9 protein-coding genes are annotated in these 17879 nt (G+C 60.3%); 5 read left to right on the plus strand and 4 right to left on the minus strand.

All coding sequences use genetic code 11. The features are described from left to right. Positions 1–417 precede the first annotated feature (417 nt). On the plus strand, positions 418–4014 hold the full coding sequence (gene smc, locus Enr13x_RS14465) for a chromosome segregation protein SMC (RefSeq protein WP_145387094.1): 3597 nt from the start codon (positions 418–420) through the stop codon (positions 4012–4014). Between the two features lie 646 nt (positions 4015–4660). Here the strand turns inward: smc and Enr13x_RS14470 are convergent. After that, positions 4661–5701, minus strand: a complete 1041-nt coding sequence (locus tag Enr13x_RS14470; RefSeq protein ID WP_231744292.1) for a TIGR03009 domain-containing protein — start codon at positions 5699–5701, stop codon at positions 4661–4663. Positions 5702–5992: 291 nt separating this feature from the next. Between Enr13x_RS14470 and Enr13x_RS14475 the strand changes: the two genes are divergently transcribed. The 3 genes from Enr13x_RS14475 (at position 5993) to Enr13x_RS14485 (ending at position 13450) form a co-directional block, all read left to right on the plus strand. Continuing rightward, a complete protein-coding gene (locus tag Enr13x_RS14475) occupies positions 5993–7186 on the plus strand; it encodes a WD40 repeat domain-containing protein (protein ID WP_197456029.1) in 1194 nt (397 codons plus the stop codon). A 187-nt stretch (positions 7187–7373) separates the two neighbouring features. Continuing rightward, positions 7374–12209: an SdrD B-like domain-containing protein gene (locus Enr13x_RS14480; RefSeq protein ID WP_390621106.1), complete on the plus strand. Its 4836-nt coding sequence runs from the start codon at positions 7374–7376 to the stop codon at positions 12207–12209. A 563-nt stretch (positions 12210–12772) separates the two neighbouring features. Further along, on the plus strand, positions 12773–13450 hold the full coding sequence (locus Enr13x_RS14485; protein WP_145387100.1) for a hypothetical protein: 678 nt from the start codon (positions 12773–12775) through the stop codon (positions 13448–13450). A gap of 34 nt (positions 13451–13484) precedes the next feature. Here Enr13x_RS14485 and Enr13x_RS14490 read toward each other — a convergent pair whose 3' ends face one another. Continuing rightward, complete coding sequence (locus Enr13x_RS14490) at positions 13485–14474, minus strand: hypothetical protein (RefSeq protein ID WP_145387102.1); 990 nt, start codon at positions 14472–14474, stop codon at positions 13485–13487. A 256-nt stretch (positions 14475–14730) separates the two neighbouring features. Continuing rightward, positions 14731–16032, minus strand: coding sequence for a hypothetical protein (locus Enr13x_RS14495; RefSeq protein ID WP_231744294.1), 1302 nt, complete (start codon positions 16030–16032; stop codon positions 14731–14733). A gap of 183 nt (positions 16033–16215) precedes the next feature. On the opposite strand from Enr13x_RS14495, the gene Enr13x_RS14500 reads away from it, so the two are divergent. Further along, on the plus strand, positions 16216–16638 hold the full coding sequence (locus tag Enr13x_RS14500; protein ID WP_145387104.1) for an RrF2 family transcriptional regulator: 423 nt from the start codon (positions 16216–16218) through the stop codon (positions 16636–16638). A gap of 47 nt (positions 16639–16685) precedes the next feature. On the opposite strand, the gene lpxK is transcribed toward Enr13x_RS14500, so the two are convergent. Then, positions 16686–17774: a tetraacyldisaccharide 4'-kinase gene (gene lpxK, locus Enr13x_RS14505; RefSeq protein WP_231744295.1), complete on the minus strand. Its 1089-nt coding sequence runs from the start codon at positions 17772–17774 to the stop codon at positions 16686–16688. Positions 17775–17879 lie beyond the last annotated feature (105 nt).

Below are 17879 nucleotides of genomic sequence, written 5' to 3' on the forward strand. Positions count from 1 at the left end.
CCTCCCTGCGGGTGGGTGGTTCCTCGCAGGGGTCTGAAGCGTCGACCGCGCATCGCTGGTGATGGCGAATTGCCGGCGCGCAGCGGACCCACCTGGTCGCATGTCCAGGCATCGTCTTGGTTCGGTTTCGGGGAATTCGCTATGCATTGTTGCCGGTACAATCGGAATAATCGGGGTTACCGAATTAGTCTGCCGAGTCGCAAGCCGAATTCGGTCCCCGGCGTCGCTGGATCCCGTGGTTTAGCGGCAAACCAGCTATCCCCGCCCTGCCGTTTTATCTACTCTTAGGGAGCCATCCGACGCCGTGGCGTAAGCTTCCAGCTTGCGTTTCAGCCTGATCGGCAAGCAGGATGCTTACCCCACTTCGGCAAGCAGGATGCTTACCCCACCTTCCCGACTTCCTCTCCCTGCTCCCGTATGCTCAAAGCTCTCGAACTCGCCGGCTTCAAAAGCTTTGCGGATCGTACGCGCTTTGATTTCCCCGACGGGATCACGGTGGTCGTCGGCCCCAACGGCAGCGGCAAATCGAACATCGTCGACGCGATGAAGTGGGTGCTGGGCTCGCAGAGCGCCAAAAGTCTCCGCGGCAAGGAGATGTCGGACGTCATCTTCAAGGGGTCACAAACTCGCCCCGCAGCGGGTGCCGCCGAGGCGACGATCATTTTCGACAACGCCGATGGCAATTTGCCGGTCGATGCCCCCGAGGTCCATGTGACCCGTCGGGTGTACCGCAGCGGCGAAAGCGAATACCTGATCAACAAGCAATCGGTACGGCTGAAGGACGTCCGGGATTTGATCCGCGGCACGGGAATCGGCATCGACGCGTACAGTTTGATCGAGCAGGGGAAAGTCGATCGAATGCTGCAGGCCAACGCCAAGGATCGCCGCGCGATCTTTGAAGAGGCGGCCGGGATCAGTCGCTTCAAGGCCAAAAAACTCGAAGCGGAGCGTCGACTGGCACGGGTGCAGTCCAATCTGACGCGGCTGAGCGACATCGTCGAAGAGGTCGGCACGCGGCTGAGAAGCGTGCGAAGTCAGGCGACCAAGGCCGAGCGGTATCGCCAAGCGAGCGAACGTCTCAAAGAGCTGCGGACCGTCGTGGCGTGGAATGATTGGACGAATCTGAACGAAGAAGTCGCCGCGTGTGACACGGAGTTGCAGGTCGCGAGCGAGCGACTCAACAAGTTGCAGGCCGAGCGCGAAGAGATGACGACGCGTCGGCAGGCGGCCGATCTACAGCTGCAAAAAATCGCCGATTCGGCGCGGGACCTGGAATCCGAACGACGTGAGACGCTCGGACGTGTCGCGTCGCTCGACGGCCGCAAGGACGCCGACCAAGCCTCGGTGTCCGACCTGCGGTTTTCGATTTCTCAATCCTTGCGACGCGTGCGGTCGCTGCGATCACAAGCGGAAAAAGCGGCCGCGGAGTTGGCGGATGCGTCCGAACGCGTCCTGGCGAGCGAGCGGGATTTGGAATCGGTGCGGCAGCGGAGTGCCGAAGTCGAGGCGAAACGCGACAAGATTCAACTTGAGACCGACGAGATCGTGCAGCAGCGCGACACGACGCAACGCAACCACTTGGCGGCATTGCGCAAGGTCGCCGAATTGGAGTCGAGTCGGGAACGCATTCAGTCGCGGTTGTCCGAATATGGTCGTTTGTTGGTCAATCTGACCAAGCGGGTTGCCGAGGCGTCGGAGTCGTTGCAGTCCGCCAAGTCGGATGACGTCGAGTGGGCCAAACGCGTGGAGTCGCTGAAGCGGACCATCGAGACCGCCAAGGCGGATGTGCGTGCGGCCGAGGTCAAGACAAGCGAACATCGCCGGACGTTGGACCGTCGCAGCGGCGAGACGGCCGCGCTGAGGACGCGACTGGAAGGCATCCGGCAACGCTACCTAGTGTTGGAAGACCTGCAGCAACGAAACGAAGGGGTTTCCGGCGGCGTGCTCGGGGTGCTGGACCAAGTGACCGCGCCTGATCATCCGCTGGTCGATTCGATCGAAGGCATGGTCGCGGACCTGGTGACGGCCAACACCGAAATCGCGCCGATGATCGACGCCGCCCTCGGCGAACGTTCGCAATACCTGGTAGCGCGCTCGGGTGACTTGGCCGAGGCGATTTGCAACGGAGAGATCGAAGCCGACGGCCGGGTGGGGATCATCCGCAGTGACCTGTTGCCCGAGCCGCCGAAAGAAAACCGGATCCAGTTGGAAGGATTGCAGGGCGTGATCGGTCGCGCCGATCGCGTCATCGATTGCGCGCCCGAACAAATCAAATTGATCAGCCACCTGCTTTCGTCGACGTGGTTGGTCGAGGATCTGCACACCGCGCGAACGGTCAAAATGCTCAGCGGCCCCGGCCAACGCATCGTGACCCGCAAGGGCGAAGTGCTCGAGAGCGACGGGACGATGGTCGTCGGACCACCGGCAACGGCCACCGGTTTGGTCAGCCGACGCAGTGAGCTGAGCGCCGCCGCCGAAGAGATCGAACACTATACGTTCAAGATCTTTGAAAACGACGAAGCGATCACGGAGTTGGCCAAACTGGTCGACACCCATGCGAGCGAGTTGGGCCGTTTGGAAATCGCGCATCGAAATCTGGTCACCGAACTGGCCGCCGCCGAAGCCGAACGAAGGCACGCCGGTGAACGCTTGGCCGGAATTCAAGCGACACACGACGCCATCGCCTCCGAGGTCGAATCGACGCAGGCCGAGCAGGCGGAGGCGAAAACGGAATCCGAGCGACTGGCCCAAGAGATCGTCCAGAACCGACAGACGGTCGAGAAGCTGGAGAGCGAAGCGGCGGAAATCGAGGAGACGCTGTCGGAGACCCAGCAAGCGTTGCAGTCCGCGATCGGCGCCGTCATGACGGTCTCCGTCGAAGTCGCCCGCGCCGAACAGAAACACGAATCGCTGGTCGCAACGATCCAGCAGCAGCGCCGCGATCAAGTCCAACGCGAAGCCGCCGTTGCAGAAGCTCAAACGGCGGCCGACACCGGATACGCCCGGCTGGCCGAATTGAATCAGCGGATTGCGGAAACGTTGGATGAACTGGCAACCTTGAAAGTCGACAGCGATCGGCAAGAACACGAGCTTCACGAGTTGGCGACCAGCGCGGAAACCGTTCGCGAAGCCAGCCGCGAGATCACCAAGGCCAGTGACGAAGCGATCAAGGGTGCCGCCAAGGCCAGCGAAGAGGTTCACGCGATCACCAGCCGGCGCGATGCCGCGAAACTGCGGTTGGTGTCGCTCGCCGAACGCATTCAAGAAGACTATCAAATCGACTTGGAAAACGACGAGCCGCCGGAAGAGCTGTCGGAGATCGAAAACCGGGTCGCGATCGATGAGGAAATCAATCGGTTGCGTGACCAGTTGCAACGCACCAGCAACGTCAACATGGAGGCGCTTGCGGAGTTGGAAGGGCTGCAAGAACGCTACGACCATTTGAGTGGTCAGTATGAAGACCTGTCGGCGGCGAAAGATTCGTTGCAACGGATCATCGGCCGCATCAACGCGGACAGTCGCCGTTTGTTCCTCGACACGCTCGAAGCGATCCGGCAGAACTTTCAGAAGCTGTATCGAAAATCCTTCGGCGGCGGGCACGCGGATTTGGTGTTGGAAGATTCCGAAGACCCGCTGGAAGCCGGCGTTGAAATCGTCGCGACGCCGCCGGGCAAACCCAGTTTCAGCAACTCGTTGCTCTCCGGCGGTGAAAAGGCGTTGACGGCGGTCGCGTTGTTGATGTCGATTTTCCAGTATCGCCCCAGCCCGTTTTGTGTGCTGGACGAAGTCGACGCGCCGTTTGACGAAGCCAACATCGGTCGATTTGTGACCGTGCTGAGCGAGTTTTTAGACCACAGCAAGTTCGTGGTCGTCACGCACAGCAAGAAAACGATGACCGCCGCGACCACGCTGTACGGCGTCACGATGCAAGAGTCCGGCGTCAGCAAACGCGTCTCGATCCGCTTCGAAGACGTCAGCGACAACGGAGAAATCTCCGAAGGCGAAGCGGCGTAGCGGAAGCGGGTTTGGGGAGCTGGGGGCCGCTGTTTTAGGCCCGGAACGCCGCTGACTGAGGCCAGAAGGGCCGGCAGAGTGCTTGCCGGTGGCGTGAGCCACCGGATCGCGTGCCAACAAAAGTCTTTAGGCCCGGAGGGCCGGCATAGTGTTTGCCGGTGGCGTGAGCCACCGGAACGCGCGCCAACAAAAGTCTTTAGGCCCGGAGGGCCGGCACAGTGTTTGCCGGTGGCGTGAGCCACCGGAGAGCGTGCCAACAATCGGCTTTAGGCCCGGAGGGCCGGCAGAGTCATGGTGGCTGCGTCGCGTGGGACTGTGTCGGCCCTCGGGGCCTGCATCCAGCGCGGCACCTGGCCCCGGTGGCTGACACCACCGGCAGACACTGTTTCAGCCCTCCGGGCCTAGGGACACCGGTGGCTGGGGGAGGTCCATTGCACAAGTGACGGATCCGCTCGTAGCGCACGGCGCCAAGACTTTTTCAGCGCCGGCCCTCTCTGGCGTTTGCTTGCTGCGCAAACGCCGTCTCTCCCAGAGGGAGAGAATCGAATTGGTTACCAAATCCCGCAGTAAACGAATCGACGTCCCGGCGTTACCTGCGCAGACCTTGTCAGCCCATTGGCTAGCGGGCCAGGAGAAGAACGCTTCGCTAACGTCTCGGGACCGTCGGTGCGTTCGGTTGGCCTTCGGCGATCTGGGGCGGCAGGAAGTTCTGGCTTGTGATCTCCCAGCTGGACGGCGGCTTTTTGGGGATGAAGTTGCCCATGAATTGTTGCAGGCCGGCGCCGATGGCGTTGCGTTTGACGTCGCTGAACTCGTAGTGATCCCATTGCGGGGCCAGCTTTTCATGAAAGTTCGGCGCGTACATGATCAGCACCTCGGGCTCGAACGTCGCGCTCAAGACGACTTGCACCATCTTGTATTGTGCTCGGTCTTCCTGCCGTTTCGGCCAGGCTTGGATCAAAAACGTGTTGGCTTTCGGCGACGGTTTCAGAGTCAACCAATAGCGTTGCTTGATGTTCTGGGCGTCCAAGTTGAACACAAATGGCAGCGGGCTGTTGAAGATATGTTGGCCTTGCATCTCCGGCGGCAGCTTTTGCACGTTGCACTTCTTCTCACCGCGATCGTATTCGATCAACTCCACGCCGTTGCAGACCCAGTACTCGCCATACTTGTTGGGGTTCGGTCCATACTGCGGCTTGCCGTCCTTCATGCCCTTGTAGAACATCATGCTGTCGACTCGGAACAAGCCTTTGTCCGGATTGGCGTATTTGATCTCGCCCTCGGCCTTGTGTGCGTGGACACCCTCCGGCGCGGCCATCAAGTCAAAGTGCCAACGTTCGAACTTGCATTCGAGCGTCTTGGTGCCTTGGCTTTGCGTTTGCCAGGCCAACAACACTTGGTCCAACTGCGCTTGCTGCTGCGGCGTCAATGGCGGGAAAGGTTGTTGAGCGGTGGCGACCTGGCCACCACCGGCGACGGCCTGCTGGGCGCCCGGTTGCTGTGCGATGGCGTTCGGGGCCAGGGCTTGCGGGACGCAGAGGACTGGTGCGGTGACCAGGCAGCCGATGATCCCAGCACGGAACCATCGAAATACGCGGCAACGGTCCTTGCAACCGATCCCGTGTTCACCGTTCCTGTTTTGTTGGTACGTCTTTCCCATGGCCAGCGGCACCATCCTTGGAGTCATTGATTGGTCAATTCATTCGACAAGAACCGCGTCAAAGTCCGCGGCCGCTGGCGTTGTAGCAAGTCCGGTCGCTGCAGAGAAAGTCGGATTTGCCCGGCGCCGTCAGTTTTGCCACTCACGACGCCTTTGCTAGCAACGGGTTTTGCCGTTTCCGATTGATCCGGTCATGAGTGACGGGATAGATGGCCGATGACAGAAGAGAAGCGGGCTGCGCAGAGTTTGAGTCTGCCGGCGAGTGGAATTCGAAGACCAGGTTACGAAGGACCGCCCCGGATTGCGGGAGGAAGTCACATGTCACAACGAGCAGTCTCTCAGGACGCCTCATCGGGCAACGCGGTGAAGCCTCAAGAAACACACGCGGAAAATGCTTCCCAGCGTTGCCCAGCGGGTCTGTCACGTCGTTCGATGCTGACCGCGGCGGCGTTCGGCGGCGCGATCGCAGGTCTCGGCCGGGCAACATCGGGGTGGGCGACCGAACCGCAGACTCCGGTTGCGGCCGGGCTGTCGGCAAAACCGGCGGTCGAACGAATAACGCAAACGAGTGAAAGGGAAATCGTTCGGCTCAAGCGGGTCAGCTCGGATTTCGGCCAGACGATTGTCCGGGCGATCGCGTCGGACCCGCGCGGGGAGCTGATCGCAGTGGCCGGCGATGACCATGCGATTCGAATCATGGAAACGACGCGGCTGGACGTGCTCGCGACGTTGCAAGGGCACACGGACTTGATTCAATCCTTGCACTTTGATCCCGCCGGCAATCTGTTGGTATCGGCGGGCAACGACGGTCAACTGATCATTTGGAATCGCGATGACTCTTTCCGCGAGTTCCATCGGATTCAGCGTGCGCCGGCCTTGGCTTGCGTTCGGTTTTCGCCGGACGGTCAGGAAATCGCCGCGGTCGGCTTCGAAAACAAGGTTCACTTGTTCGGCCGGACGAAGGATGCGGACCAACCCCAGGCGGAATGCGACTGTACCGATCTGCGGGCGGTTGACTATTCGAGCGACGGAAAATTGTTGGCGGTCGCCGGACGCAGCGGTTATCTCCATCTGTTCGACCGCGAGACCAACAAACTGATTGACAACTATTGGATCCACAACGGTCGCATTCGCGATTTGAAGTTCAATGCGTCGTCGCCGGTCGTGGTCACCGCAGGCGAAGACGGCTCCGTCGTGATGTTTGATACCGATGTCAAAAAGACGGTTGGTCGGATTCAAGTCACGTCGGGCAAGCTGTTTTCGGTCTGCATCTTGGATCACCAGCACCTGGTCGTCGCCGGCAGTGACAACATAATTCGGATCGTCAACGTGTCGCTCGGTCGAGTGGTCGAAAAATTGAGCGGCCACAAGGGTTCGATCGCCGCATTGGCGTCTAGCGGCAACGCATTGTTTTCCGGCGGCTATGACGCAACGCTGCGACGATGGGAACTGGGCGGGTTCAAAGCCGGCCGGGAACGCATCGCCGAACGCAACAACCCGATCGATCGATAACGCACACACAGGCTGGAAGGAGATCAAGACGAGTTGGTGTTTCGCCTTTTGGCGTTGTTTTATGCCGGGGGATCGGCGACAGCCTCGACACCGACCGCTTGTGACCAGAGCAACAACGGGAAAGCCCCCTTTTCCACTCGTACAGGCACATGGAGGTGCCGCGCTCGTGATTTGGAAACCCAAACGAATTCGTCGTTCATCGCGGAAACAACCGTCGGAAGTCAAGCGTCGTGCGCCTCGGCCACAGCACTTGGAGCGACGTGAATTGTTGGCCGCTGATCCGATTCATGTCGGAGTCGTGTATTTGGAAACGGACTATCTGGAGTCCGACAACGACGTGGGCAGCGACTCCCAGGGCGATCGTTTCATTCTGTCGTTCACCGGTGGCGCCGCGGACACCGAGTTGCAGCAGCTGCGGATTCGCACCGACAAAGACGGCGATGGCATCTCCGTCGGCGATCCGATCTTTGACACTCAAGTCGGCGGCCGCGGCAAAAGCAATGCGCACGATTTCCAGATCATCAAGATCGAAACGCTCGACGGCCGCATCGCGACGGCGGAAGCCACGGTGGCCGATGGTGGGCAAGAGCTGGTCTTGAACCTGCAAAACTTCCGCGCCGGCGATCGCTTGGAATTCATCATCGATGTCGATGAAGTCCTCCGCAATTCGCTGGATCTGGCCGTCTTTAACGATCGCTTGGACGTGATCACGTCGGGACAGGAGTTTCAGGATTCGATTCTGGAAGCGGTGTTTGAAGCGCCGCACTATGAATCAGCCACCGCCGACGCGATCTTTTTAAATGATTACGGCGCGCCCCATCTCCAGCACGGTCTCGATCTGCCGCCGGATGAAGGCAGCGGTCCGGACAGTCGTCCCAACCGCAGCGCGGCGGCCGTTGCGACGACCAGTCAAACGCCCAAACCGGTTTCCATCAGCGGTGGCGTTTGGCTGGACAACAACTTGGACGCGATCTGGCAAGACGATGAAATCGGATTGGCAGGCGTCGAGCTGGCGCTGTTCGCGGCCGGTCAAGACGGCCGGTACGTCGATACCGGACATCGGGTTCAAACCGACAACGCCGGTCGCTACGAATTTGGGCGATCGCTGAATCTGATGCCGGGGCAATATCGTGTGGCCCAGCGACAGCCCGATGGGTTGTTCAGTGTCGCCGCCGTTCCGGGATCGGTCGACGGTCTGGCGACGGGTGTCGTGACCAGCGTCGATGTCTTGTCGGCGATTCAAATTCCGCTCGGGGACACCGATGCGATCGAAATGAATTTCGCCGAAGCGGCACCGGCGTCGATCGGCGGATCGGTCTATCGCGATGACAACGACAACGGCGTCCGCGACGCCGGCGAAAGTGGGATCGCGGGCGTGACGGTCCGATTGGTTCCGATCGATACGATTGCGGACCAAACCATCAGCACCGCGATCACCGATGCCTCCGGGGCGTATGTGTTCGACGGGCTTGCCCCCGGTGATTACGAAATCATCGAAGTGACCCAGCCGGTGGATTTTGTCGACGGCACCGACGCGGCAGGGACGATCGATGGGCAGATCGTCGGGGCGGCGGTGAACCCGGGCGACCAGATCGGCGACATTCGCTTGGGCGGCGGTGACGTCGGCATCGACTACAACTTTGGCGAACTGGCCTTGGGCGAGCTGTCGGGTTACGTCTTCTTGGTCGCCCCGGGCGAGGATTGTGACGGGGTTCACACTGGGGACAGCGATGAGCCGCTCGGCGGCGTGGTCGTCGAATTGCAGACGCCCGATGGAAACGTGATCTCGCGGGTGACGACGACGCCGATGGGGCACTACAGCTTTGAATCGGTCGCGCCGGGCACCTACCGCATTGTCGAGTACACGCCGGCGCATCTGATCGACGGTGGCTCCCATGTCGGCACCATCGACGGCATCCAAAGCGGAATGGCGAACGACGGAACAGTGATCCAGAACATCACGCTGACGCCCGGCGGTGTCGGCGTGGAATACAACTTCTGTGAAATTGCCCCCGTCTCGCTTTCCGGTTACGTCTATCACGACCAATCCAATGATGGGCGGCGAAATGTCGGCGAAGCCGGAATCGGCGGCGCGATCGTGACCTTGATCGGCCAAGACGGCGAGATCGTGGCGACGACGGCGACCGACAGCGACGGGCGCTACGAATTCAACGACCTGCCACCGGGGGTTTACGAAGTCCGCGAAACCCAGCCGAGCGGGTTTCTGGACGGAATCGATTCCGCGGGACAAGTCAACGGCGTACCGGTCGGCGCAGCGGCCAACGACTGGATTCGACAGATCAATCTTCCGCAAGGTTTGTCGGGCACGGAATACAACTTTGGCGAACTCTTGCCTGCATCGCTCTCGGGTCTGGTGCACGCGGACTTGGATGGCGACTGCGTCCGCGATGATGACGAAATCGGATTGGCCGGCGTGATGATTCGGTTGCTGGACGAGGGCGGAAACGAAGTCGCGTCGGCGGTCACCAACGCCGATGGCATCTATCGATTTTCCAATTTAATGCCCGGTCGCTACACCGTCGTGCAAGACCAACCGGACGGCTACTTCAATGGCGGATCAAAACCCGGATCCGAAGGCGGCGTGGCCGGAGACAACCTGATCAGCGCGATCGAGTTGGAATCCGGAACCGTGGCAACCGACTACAATTTTTGTGAAGAACCGCCGACCAGTCTGGCCGGTTCGGTGTACGTCGACAGCGACGGCGATTGCATTCGCGACGAAGACGAACGCGGCATCGCGGGAGTCACGATCGAACTCCGTGACGCAAGCGGGACTCGAGTCGCGACGACCACCACCGATCAAAACGGCGACTACCGCTTTGACGGTTTGCGTGCGGGCGAGTACAGCATTTTCGAGTATCAACCGGCGGGCTATCTGCAAGGCGGCCAGACGCTCGGTAGCGCGGGCGGTGTCATCTTGGGCGTCGACTTGATGTCCGTTTCACTGCAACCGGGGCAGGCTGCGGTCGACTACCTGTTTTGCGAATACGAACCGGGCACGCTGTCAGGAACCGTCTGGAGCGATAACGACCAGGACCAGATTCATGATGTCGACGAGGACCCGATCAGCGACGTGACGATTCAGCTGGTCGACGAAAACGGCGTCACCCTGCGAACGACCACCACCGACGTTCAGGGACGCTACGTGTTCGACCAGTTGCCACCGGGTGTGTACAGCGTCCGCCAACACCAGCCCGACGACTACTTTCACGGCGGCCAACTGGTCGGTGACAAGGGCGGAGTTGTCGCGGAAGACGATCTGATCGTGGGGATTAAAATCGGCAGCGGAATCGATGCGTCCGATTACAGTTTCCCGGAGATCCCACCCGCGACGATTTCGGGATTCGTTTTCATCGATGGAGACGTGATTGAAACGGAAGACCCGATCGCGGCCGAGGATCTGCGGCAGTATCGCGACGGCGTTTTCACCAGCGACGATACGCCGATTGACGGGGTCCGCATCGAGATTCGTGATGCCGACGGTGGCCGGCTGAATGATGACGCATTCTTGTCCGGCGACGCGGCGGAGCATTCGGTCGTGATGACCGACAGCGACGGCGCGTACGTGTTTGCGGGACTGCGACCGGGCACCTACACCCTGTTCCAAACCCAGCCGGCGGATCTGACCGATTCGATCGACACGCCCGGCACGACCGGCGGATTGGCAGTCAACGCGGGGGATCAATACACCGAGGAACAAGCTCAGCTGATCGATTCCATCGAAGCCGCCCAGTCCTATGATGCGTTGTTGTCGATCAGCGTCGGTGCCGGAAACGAATCGCAGCACAACAACTTCAGCGAAGTGGTCATCGAAATCGTTTTGCCACCGGTGGAGCCTCCGGTCGAACCGCCCGTCGATCCGCCTGAACTACCGCCGCCGTCCGACATTTTGCCCTTGCCCGAAACGGTACGCCCGTCTGTCGCCCCGCCGCGCATCGAATCGTTTGACACGAAAACGATTTCGTTCACCGCAGGCGAGGTCGCCGAGCGAACCGTTCCACGATTCATCGGTGAAGTAGACGCGGTGACGTGGCATTTGAGCGTGATCAATGGCGGTTACCCGCGAGGCACGATCGCGTCGGGCGGCCAGTTCAAAGAAGTTGCGATGAAACGGATGAGCGAGAATTGGTCCGAAGGCGACAACGCCCAGGGCACGTGGCGACTGTTGACGATCGAGGGCGAGGTCCACGAACAAAGCAAGCAGATGACGCTGGGAGCCGAAGACGCCGTCGCGTTGGTCGGAGACTTTGACGGCGACGGACATGACGAAGCCGCGGTTTACGTCGCGGGGCAGTGGTTCGTGGACCTGAATGGCAACGGAGTCTGGGACGAGGGTGATCTGTGGATCTTGCTGGGCACGGCGATGGATCAACCCGTCGTCGGCGACTGGGACGGTGATGGCAAGGACGACATCGGTATCTTTGGACGAAAGTGGGAACGCGATCTGCATCGCGTCAAACTGGACGCCGGGTTGCCGGCCCCATCAAACCGTTCGCGACGCTACTTGGAAAACCGCAAGACACTCGGTTTGGTGTCGGCCAAACTGCGGGGCGAAGACCGGGAGCGATGGTTGCGACGCGGTAACGATGGCGAGTTGCGGGCCGACGCCGTCGACCACGTCTTCCAGTTCGGCGAGGATGTGGACACGCCGGTTGCCGGTGATTGGAACGGTGACGGGATCGACCAAATCGGGACCTTCCGCGGCGGCACCTGGGTGTTGGATGCCGAAGGCGATGGACGTCGCAAGGCCGGCGAAACCACGTTCGATTTTGGACAGCCCGGCGATCGTCCCGTCGTCGGAGATTTTGACGGTGACGGGATCGATGAAGTCGGCGTGATTCGCGGCAACACCTGGATCATCGATTCCGACGGCAACGGCAAAATGACGGCCGATGACCTGCGAATCGAGCTGCCGCCGGGCGACGCCGACGCCCAACCGATCGTCGGTGATTGGGACGGCGACGGCAAAGACGAACCCGGCTACTACAACCGGGCGGGGTGAGATTGGGTTCCAAGTTGCAAATTCCAGGTTCCAAGTTAGTTGGCAGTTGGCAGTTGGCAGAAAAATGAGGGGCAGAAAAATCGACTTCGTTAAGAAGAGAATCAGACAAGAAAATGGGTGACAGGAAAATGTCGGTCGTGTTCTGAAAACCTGAAAACCTGAAAACCTGGAACCTGGAACCTGGAACCTGGAACCTGGAACCTGGAACCTGGAACTTAAAACTGCGTGGTGTCGCGTGGACGTGGGTTGCGAAAAGGCAACGCATCGGTGGGGCGGAATCAACGCGTGATGGGGGCAATGCGAGTCTGATGCGGTTCTACGCGGCTCCGACCGAGGGGACGCCTTGTTCGGCACGGTTTCTGCATCGGCGGGATGGTACTTCTCGCCTCTCGTCCTTCGATTGCAGTCCACCGCCGATGCATTGCGTTACCCTTGCCGACCTGGCCGCCACGTTGTCCCAGCACGGACCTTCTCTCTTAGAGTTGCGGCCGCGCGTTCCGTCCGCAACGATCATGCGTTATTGGACGGCGTCTCGTTCTCGCCATGAACTGTGGCATCGTGTGATGTCACGTTATCGCGACGCCAAGAACGCGGGGAACTACGGTCGGTTGGCGGACTGGTGGGCCGATCATCGGGTCGTTCTGGAAGAGATCCTAGTTTCCGAACTGCTGACCCGCGTTGTCGCAGCGATCGGTGCGGAGACGGCGGCGACCGACGGCGCCGAGAACCACGAGAGTCACGAAAGCCTGGCCGCGGTCACGCACGGGATTTACCTGGGACAAATCGAAGCCAGCAATCGAGTCGCCCAAATCATCTTGGAATCCTGCGGTGCAAGCGTGGAAGACACGGTGCGTCTGAATCGGCTGCGGTATGGGGTCGAGCGCTGGACGGACTGGCTGATCGGACGCGTCAGCGTGCATCGGGATCGTTCCTTTCAATACAGCATCGATGCGGAACGATCCAAAACGTTCTACGACGAAGTTCGCGAGGGCGCGTCGTGCACGCATCGCGACACCACGACCTGGTTGATGAATGCGGCGATGCGTGAGATGTTGGTCCGCCGCACCAGTGAAAACTCGGCACTGGCCCACGCCAACCACGAAGTCGCCTCGGCCGCCCTGGCTCTGTTTCGCCCCGAACTGTTCGACGACTACGGTGTGCCGAAGTCGGTCTGGTTAAACCGTTTGCAAAAGGACGCCGCCAAACTCAAACCGTTTGACTTTGCAGGAATGAGCGGGTGAGTGCCAACGTGGCGTAAGCTTCGAGCTTGCGAGATCAACACCGTTGCATCAGTTCTCGGACCGCCGGGTTGGATCTGCCGTAGGAGACGATGGCGACGTCAAGGTCGGCGTGGCGATAGAGTGTTGCGGCGCGTTCAATCGCGCCCGTGATCCATTCGTACCGATTGCCAAACACGCCGCCGCCGAGCAGCGTCAGGTACAGCTTGTTGCAGCCGGTTTGTGCCGCATTCAAAATCGCCGCACAGAACGTCGACTCGTAGGCCGCTTCCAGAACCAGATTCGCAAAGTCGTGCCATTGTTCCGTTGGCTGGCTTCCGTACGCGACCGGCAGCGCCGAACAATACAGCTGTGTGACCTGATGCGAACATCCCGGCAGCGTGACGTCGGCGCCGGATTGAATGCCGATTCGAAGGCTGGCTCGATAGTCATCGCGGACTGCTTCGCCGGCCGACCGCAAGGTTGCGGTGACGTCTTGCAGCCCCTGGTCGCTGGGAAACAGGTACCCGTTTTCCATCGTCCACAGCGGCTGCGTTTCGTTCCCGAGCAGGCTTCCCAGATCGGACGCGCAATCGATCTGTCGGTCGGCGGACTGGCCGAGCTGGTCACCGATCGGAACAAAGTAATTGCGATAGATCGTTCCGGCGCCGCAGGAGATGGCGCAGGCGGGACCTTGAGTCCGATCGTTTTCGTAGATTCCCACGCCGGATTCGGGTGTGATCGAAGGGCTGGCCATTTCCAACAGATTGAACTGGGACGCGACCTGGAACGTCGCACCCGCATTGCCGACATCGGCATGCATTTGACGCACGTCGCCGACGACTTCGGAAAGCCGCACCCGGCCCGGAGCAGGATCCAGTGCTTGAACCCGCGAACGAAGCTCGCCGAGTGTGGGGACCTGCAGGGTGCCAAAGCGGTGCCGCTGGCCATTGGGGCAGACGATGCATTCGCCGTCGATCGCCAATTCGCTGCGAACCTGGTCGGGCGAGGATTCCTTGATTCCGGTTAACTGTTCAAACCACGTCATTGGATGTTGCGAGGAGTTGCCGGGCGGAGCGGTCGTAGGTGACGCTGTGCGTCACATGGTCGTTGTGACGCACAGCGTCACCTACCCTCGAATGTACGACAGCCTTCCCAGGCTGTCGCTGGATTCGACGGCCTGGAAAAGCCGTCGAGCGGAAAAGGGGTCAGGTACCAAAAAACAAATGGCCCGCAGGGTGCTTCGCATTTTTGGTACCTGACCCCTTTTCCGCGGTACCCTAAGAATAAAAGCTGGCAAAGCACTACGAGGCGCGATTTGAAAACTCCGATTTGGTTTCGGTTAAGATTTCGAGAATGTCTCGGCGCATTTTGGGGGTCAGGTGATCGAATTCCGGTGAATCGTCACGGCCTTCCAGGATCGCGAACAACCGCGCGACGACTTGCTCACGAACCTGCTTGGGCAACGCGTCGAACGCGGGCGAATGGATCAGGTAGCTGCACGGGTATTTGAACAGTCGGGTTTGCAAATCGAAGTCGCGGAGTGATCGACCGCGTGAATCTTTGATCCCGCGAGCCGAGAATTCTGTTTCAAATTCGGACGCCCCCTTCACCGTGTCGGTCAACTGAAACTCGTCGACCATCAACAGGTAGCGCAACACGCGGTCCGCCGAAGCGGCGATCCGGCGCTGGGCACTTTCACTGATGTGATCCTTCGGCCGTTCCAGCAATTCGTTCATCTGATAGGACTGGTGCAGGGCCTGGCGGGTTTCGTAGTTGGCTGCCGCGATCGCATTGTGCATTTGCGTTTGGTGTTCCAACACCATCAAGGCCACAATGTCGCTGTGCGGCGCGATGTAATCGTCGGTGTCGATGTACTCGTCCAATCCGGATTGGTTCGCGCCGGGATCACGATCGAACGTGTATTCGTCGCCGTCGCAAATCGTGTTGCCCATGTGACGCATCGCACCGTGGTTGCCGGTGACGTACCAGCCGCCCCAGCGTTGTTCAAAGGGGCTGGTGTGGTCGGTCAGAAACGTGCCACTGCCCAGTTTGGGGCGGCCCGAGGCGTCTGAGAAGACGCTGCGGATCACGTAGCCGGGAACCCCCTGCGTGCGGCTGGACGCATGGCACGAGAGACAGTTGCCGCGGTCGCGAACGAACGACGGCTGGCCGTCCCGATCGGACTGTTTCAAGGTGTAAAAAATCGCCCCCTGTTTCGCGTCGGTCGCGGCAAATTCCAGCACGTCACCGTTTTGGCAGTAGCCGACGTAGACATCGTCGTTAAAGTACAACGCGCGGGGACGCCGGGGCGAGATACGATGCAGCTGGAGACTGGTTTTCGAAAACACCAAGGTTTGAGAGCTGGTTGGCACATCCAACGCCGTTAGGACCGATTGAAGGTAACCGAACTGGTCGTCGTAATGGAGTGTTGTTTCACCGGACTCGAGTTTCTGGGACAGTTGGGCGACCGGGTCGTTGACCTCCGCGTCCAGATAGTTGATCGGCTCGCGTTCGAAGTTACCCTGTTGGGCGGACGATTCGGTGACGCAGAACGTGGTCGTGAAAACGGTGATCAGAACGGCGATGGCACGCGGAGGACGCATTGACAATCTTCTCCGACACACGGGAAACTCCCTACAGAAGTGATGATGTGGCGCGAATGAACTTGTTCATGCTGCGTCGAAATCGAAAAATGGCAACGCAGCAGGCCACCGATCAGGGTATACTTTAATATTCTGTACGTCAATGTGCACTATTTAGCAGTTCACGAGCTTTCGGGCAAATTCATGCTTTCCAAAACCGCCGAATACGCGCTTCGCGCCGTCGCTTGCATGGGCGGCCAGCCTGGCGAACCCGCCTCGGCGGACCGTCTGGCCGAGCAGACGAAGGTGCCGCGCCGCTATTTGACCCGCGTGCTTCAAGATCTGGCTGCGGCCGGTCTGGTGCGATCGCGACCGGGACCTGGGGGCGGATACGAGCTCAGTCGCTCGACCGACGAGCTGACGATTTTGGACGTGGTCAATACGGTCGCACCGATCGAGCGGATTCGCCGCTGTCCGTTGGGACTAAAGTCACACCACAAACTCTGTCCGCTGCACGCGGAACTGGACAAAGCCTACGCGGCGACCGAGGCCGCGTTTGCCGGTGTGACGATCAAAGAGCTCGTCGAATCGACCAGCGAGATCATCCCGCTGTGCGAATCAAAATAGTGGCGTAAGCTTCCAGCTTGCGATCCGGAAGTCACGCACAGCGTGACCTACACCGCTTGAGCCGCCTCCGCGATGTCTTTGAGCATCGCATCGAAGGCTTCCGAGGGTTCGATCTCGGCGTCGATCGTCAGCGCCAGGAGTGGCCGCTTGGCGATCCGATCGGTCTGTAGCTTGACCAGGTCTTTTTGCGTGCAGATCAAGTGTCGCACGTTTTCCAAACTTTCGGCCCAGCGATGGAGCTGCTCGATCGTCTCGCGATCGTATCGGGCGTGATCGGGCAACACCTGTTCGGCGACGACTTCGGCGCCCACGTCTTCGACGGTGCGGCGAAAGGCGGCGGGATTGCCGATGCCACTGATCAAGGCGACGCGCTGGCCGTGCAACGCGTCAACGGGCGTGCGTTGACCGGGGTACTGCAGCAAGCCGCTTGGTCGATGATTCGAACGCAAGACCAACAGTTCTCGATTGCACGAACGGATCGTCTCCATCACCGCGGCGACGTCTTCTTCGGCGACTTGATCACAACGCGTCAAGATCGCGACGTGCGCACGGCCCAGGCTCGCGATCGGCTCACGCAACAACCCGCGCGGTAACAGACGCCCGTAACCGAACGGGCACGTCATGTCGATCAGGACAATGTCCAGGTCTCGGTGCAGCCGGCGATGTTGGAATCCGTCGTCCATCAAAATCAATTGCGATTCGAGCTCTTCGACGGCGATCCGAGCGGCCTCGACGCGATCCGGGTTTTGCACGTGGGGGACATCCGGCAACCGTTGGTGAAGCTCGGCGGCTTCGTCGTTTTCATCCGCGTCGCCTCGGCCGTAGCCGCGTGAGACAATCGCCACGCGGATGCCCTGCTTGCGGAACCGCCGCGCAAGATCAGCGACGATGGGCGTCTTCCCCGTTCCGCCGGTCGTCAGGTTGCCGATACTGATCACCGTCGCGTCGCAGCGTTGGACGCCGTGACCGTGATCGAAGCCACGATTTCGTCGCGCCACGACGATGGCGTAGGGAACCGCCGCGACCGATAACCCGGCGCGCATCAATCCGGCGAGAATGCCGCGACGCCGGCCGCTCATGATCGATCGATAATCCAACGCGGATGACTGCAGGTGTTGGCGGAACGGAAGTCGCACAAGGGTTTGGCGACGCGTTTAGGTAACGCTGTGAAGCATTTCTTTTCTGTGTCTTACGGGCTGTCGATTGAGTCGGGATCTGCTGAGTCAATGGTGAGCCGCTGG

The sequence above is a fragment of the Stieleria neptunia genome (assembly GCF_007754155.1).
GTDB lineage: Bacteria > Planctomycetota > Planctomycetia > Pirellulales > Pirellulaceae > Stieleria > Stieleria neptunia.

What these genes read in the sequence shown, in the direction of transcription:
- smc (WP_145387094.1), top strand. Translation starts at nt 418, where the DNA reads ATGCTCAAAGCTCTCGAACTCGCCGGCTTCAAAAGCTTTGCGGATCGT.
- Enr13x_RS14470 (WP_231744292.1), bottom strand. Translation starts at nt 5,701, where the DNA reads ATGACTCCAAGGATGGTGCCGCTGGCCATGGGAAAGACGTACCAACAA.
- Enr13x_RS14475 (WP_197456029.1), top strand. Translation starts at nt 5,993, where the DNA reads ATGTCACAACGAGCAGTCTCTCAGGACGCCTCATCGGGCAACGCGGTG.
- Enr13x_RS14485 (WP_145387100.1), top strand. Translation starts at nt 12,773, where the DNA reads ATGTCACGTTATCGCGACGCCAAGAACGCGGGGAACTACGGTCGGTTG.
- Enr13x_RS14490 (WP_145387102.1), bottom strand. Translation starts at nt 14,474, where the DNA reads ATGACGTGGTTTGAACAGTTAACCGGAATCAAGGAATCCTCGCCCGAC.
- Enr13x_RS14495 (WP_231744294.1), bottom strand. Translation starts at nt 16,032, where the DNA reads ATGCGTCCTCCGCGTGCCATCGCCGTTCTGATCACCGTTTTCACGACC.
- Enr13x_RS14500 (WP_145387104.1), top strand. Translation starts at nt 16,216, where the DNA reads ATGCTTTCCAAAACCGCCGAATACGCGCTTCGCGCCGTCGCTTGCATG.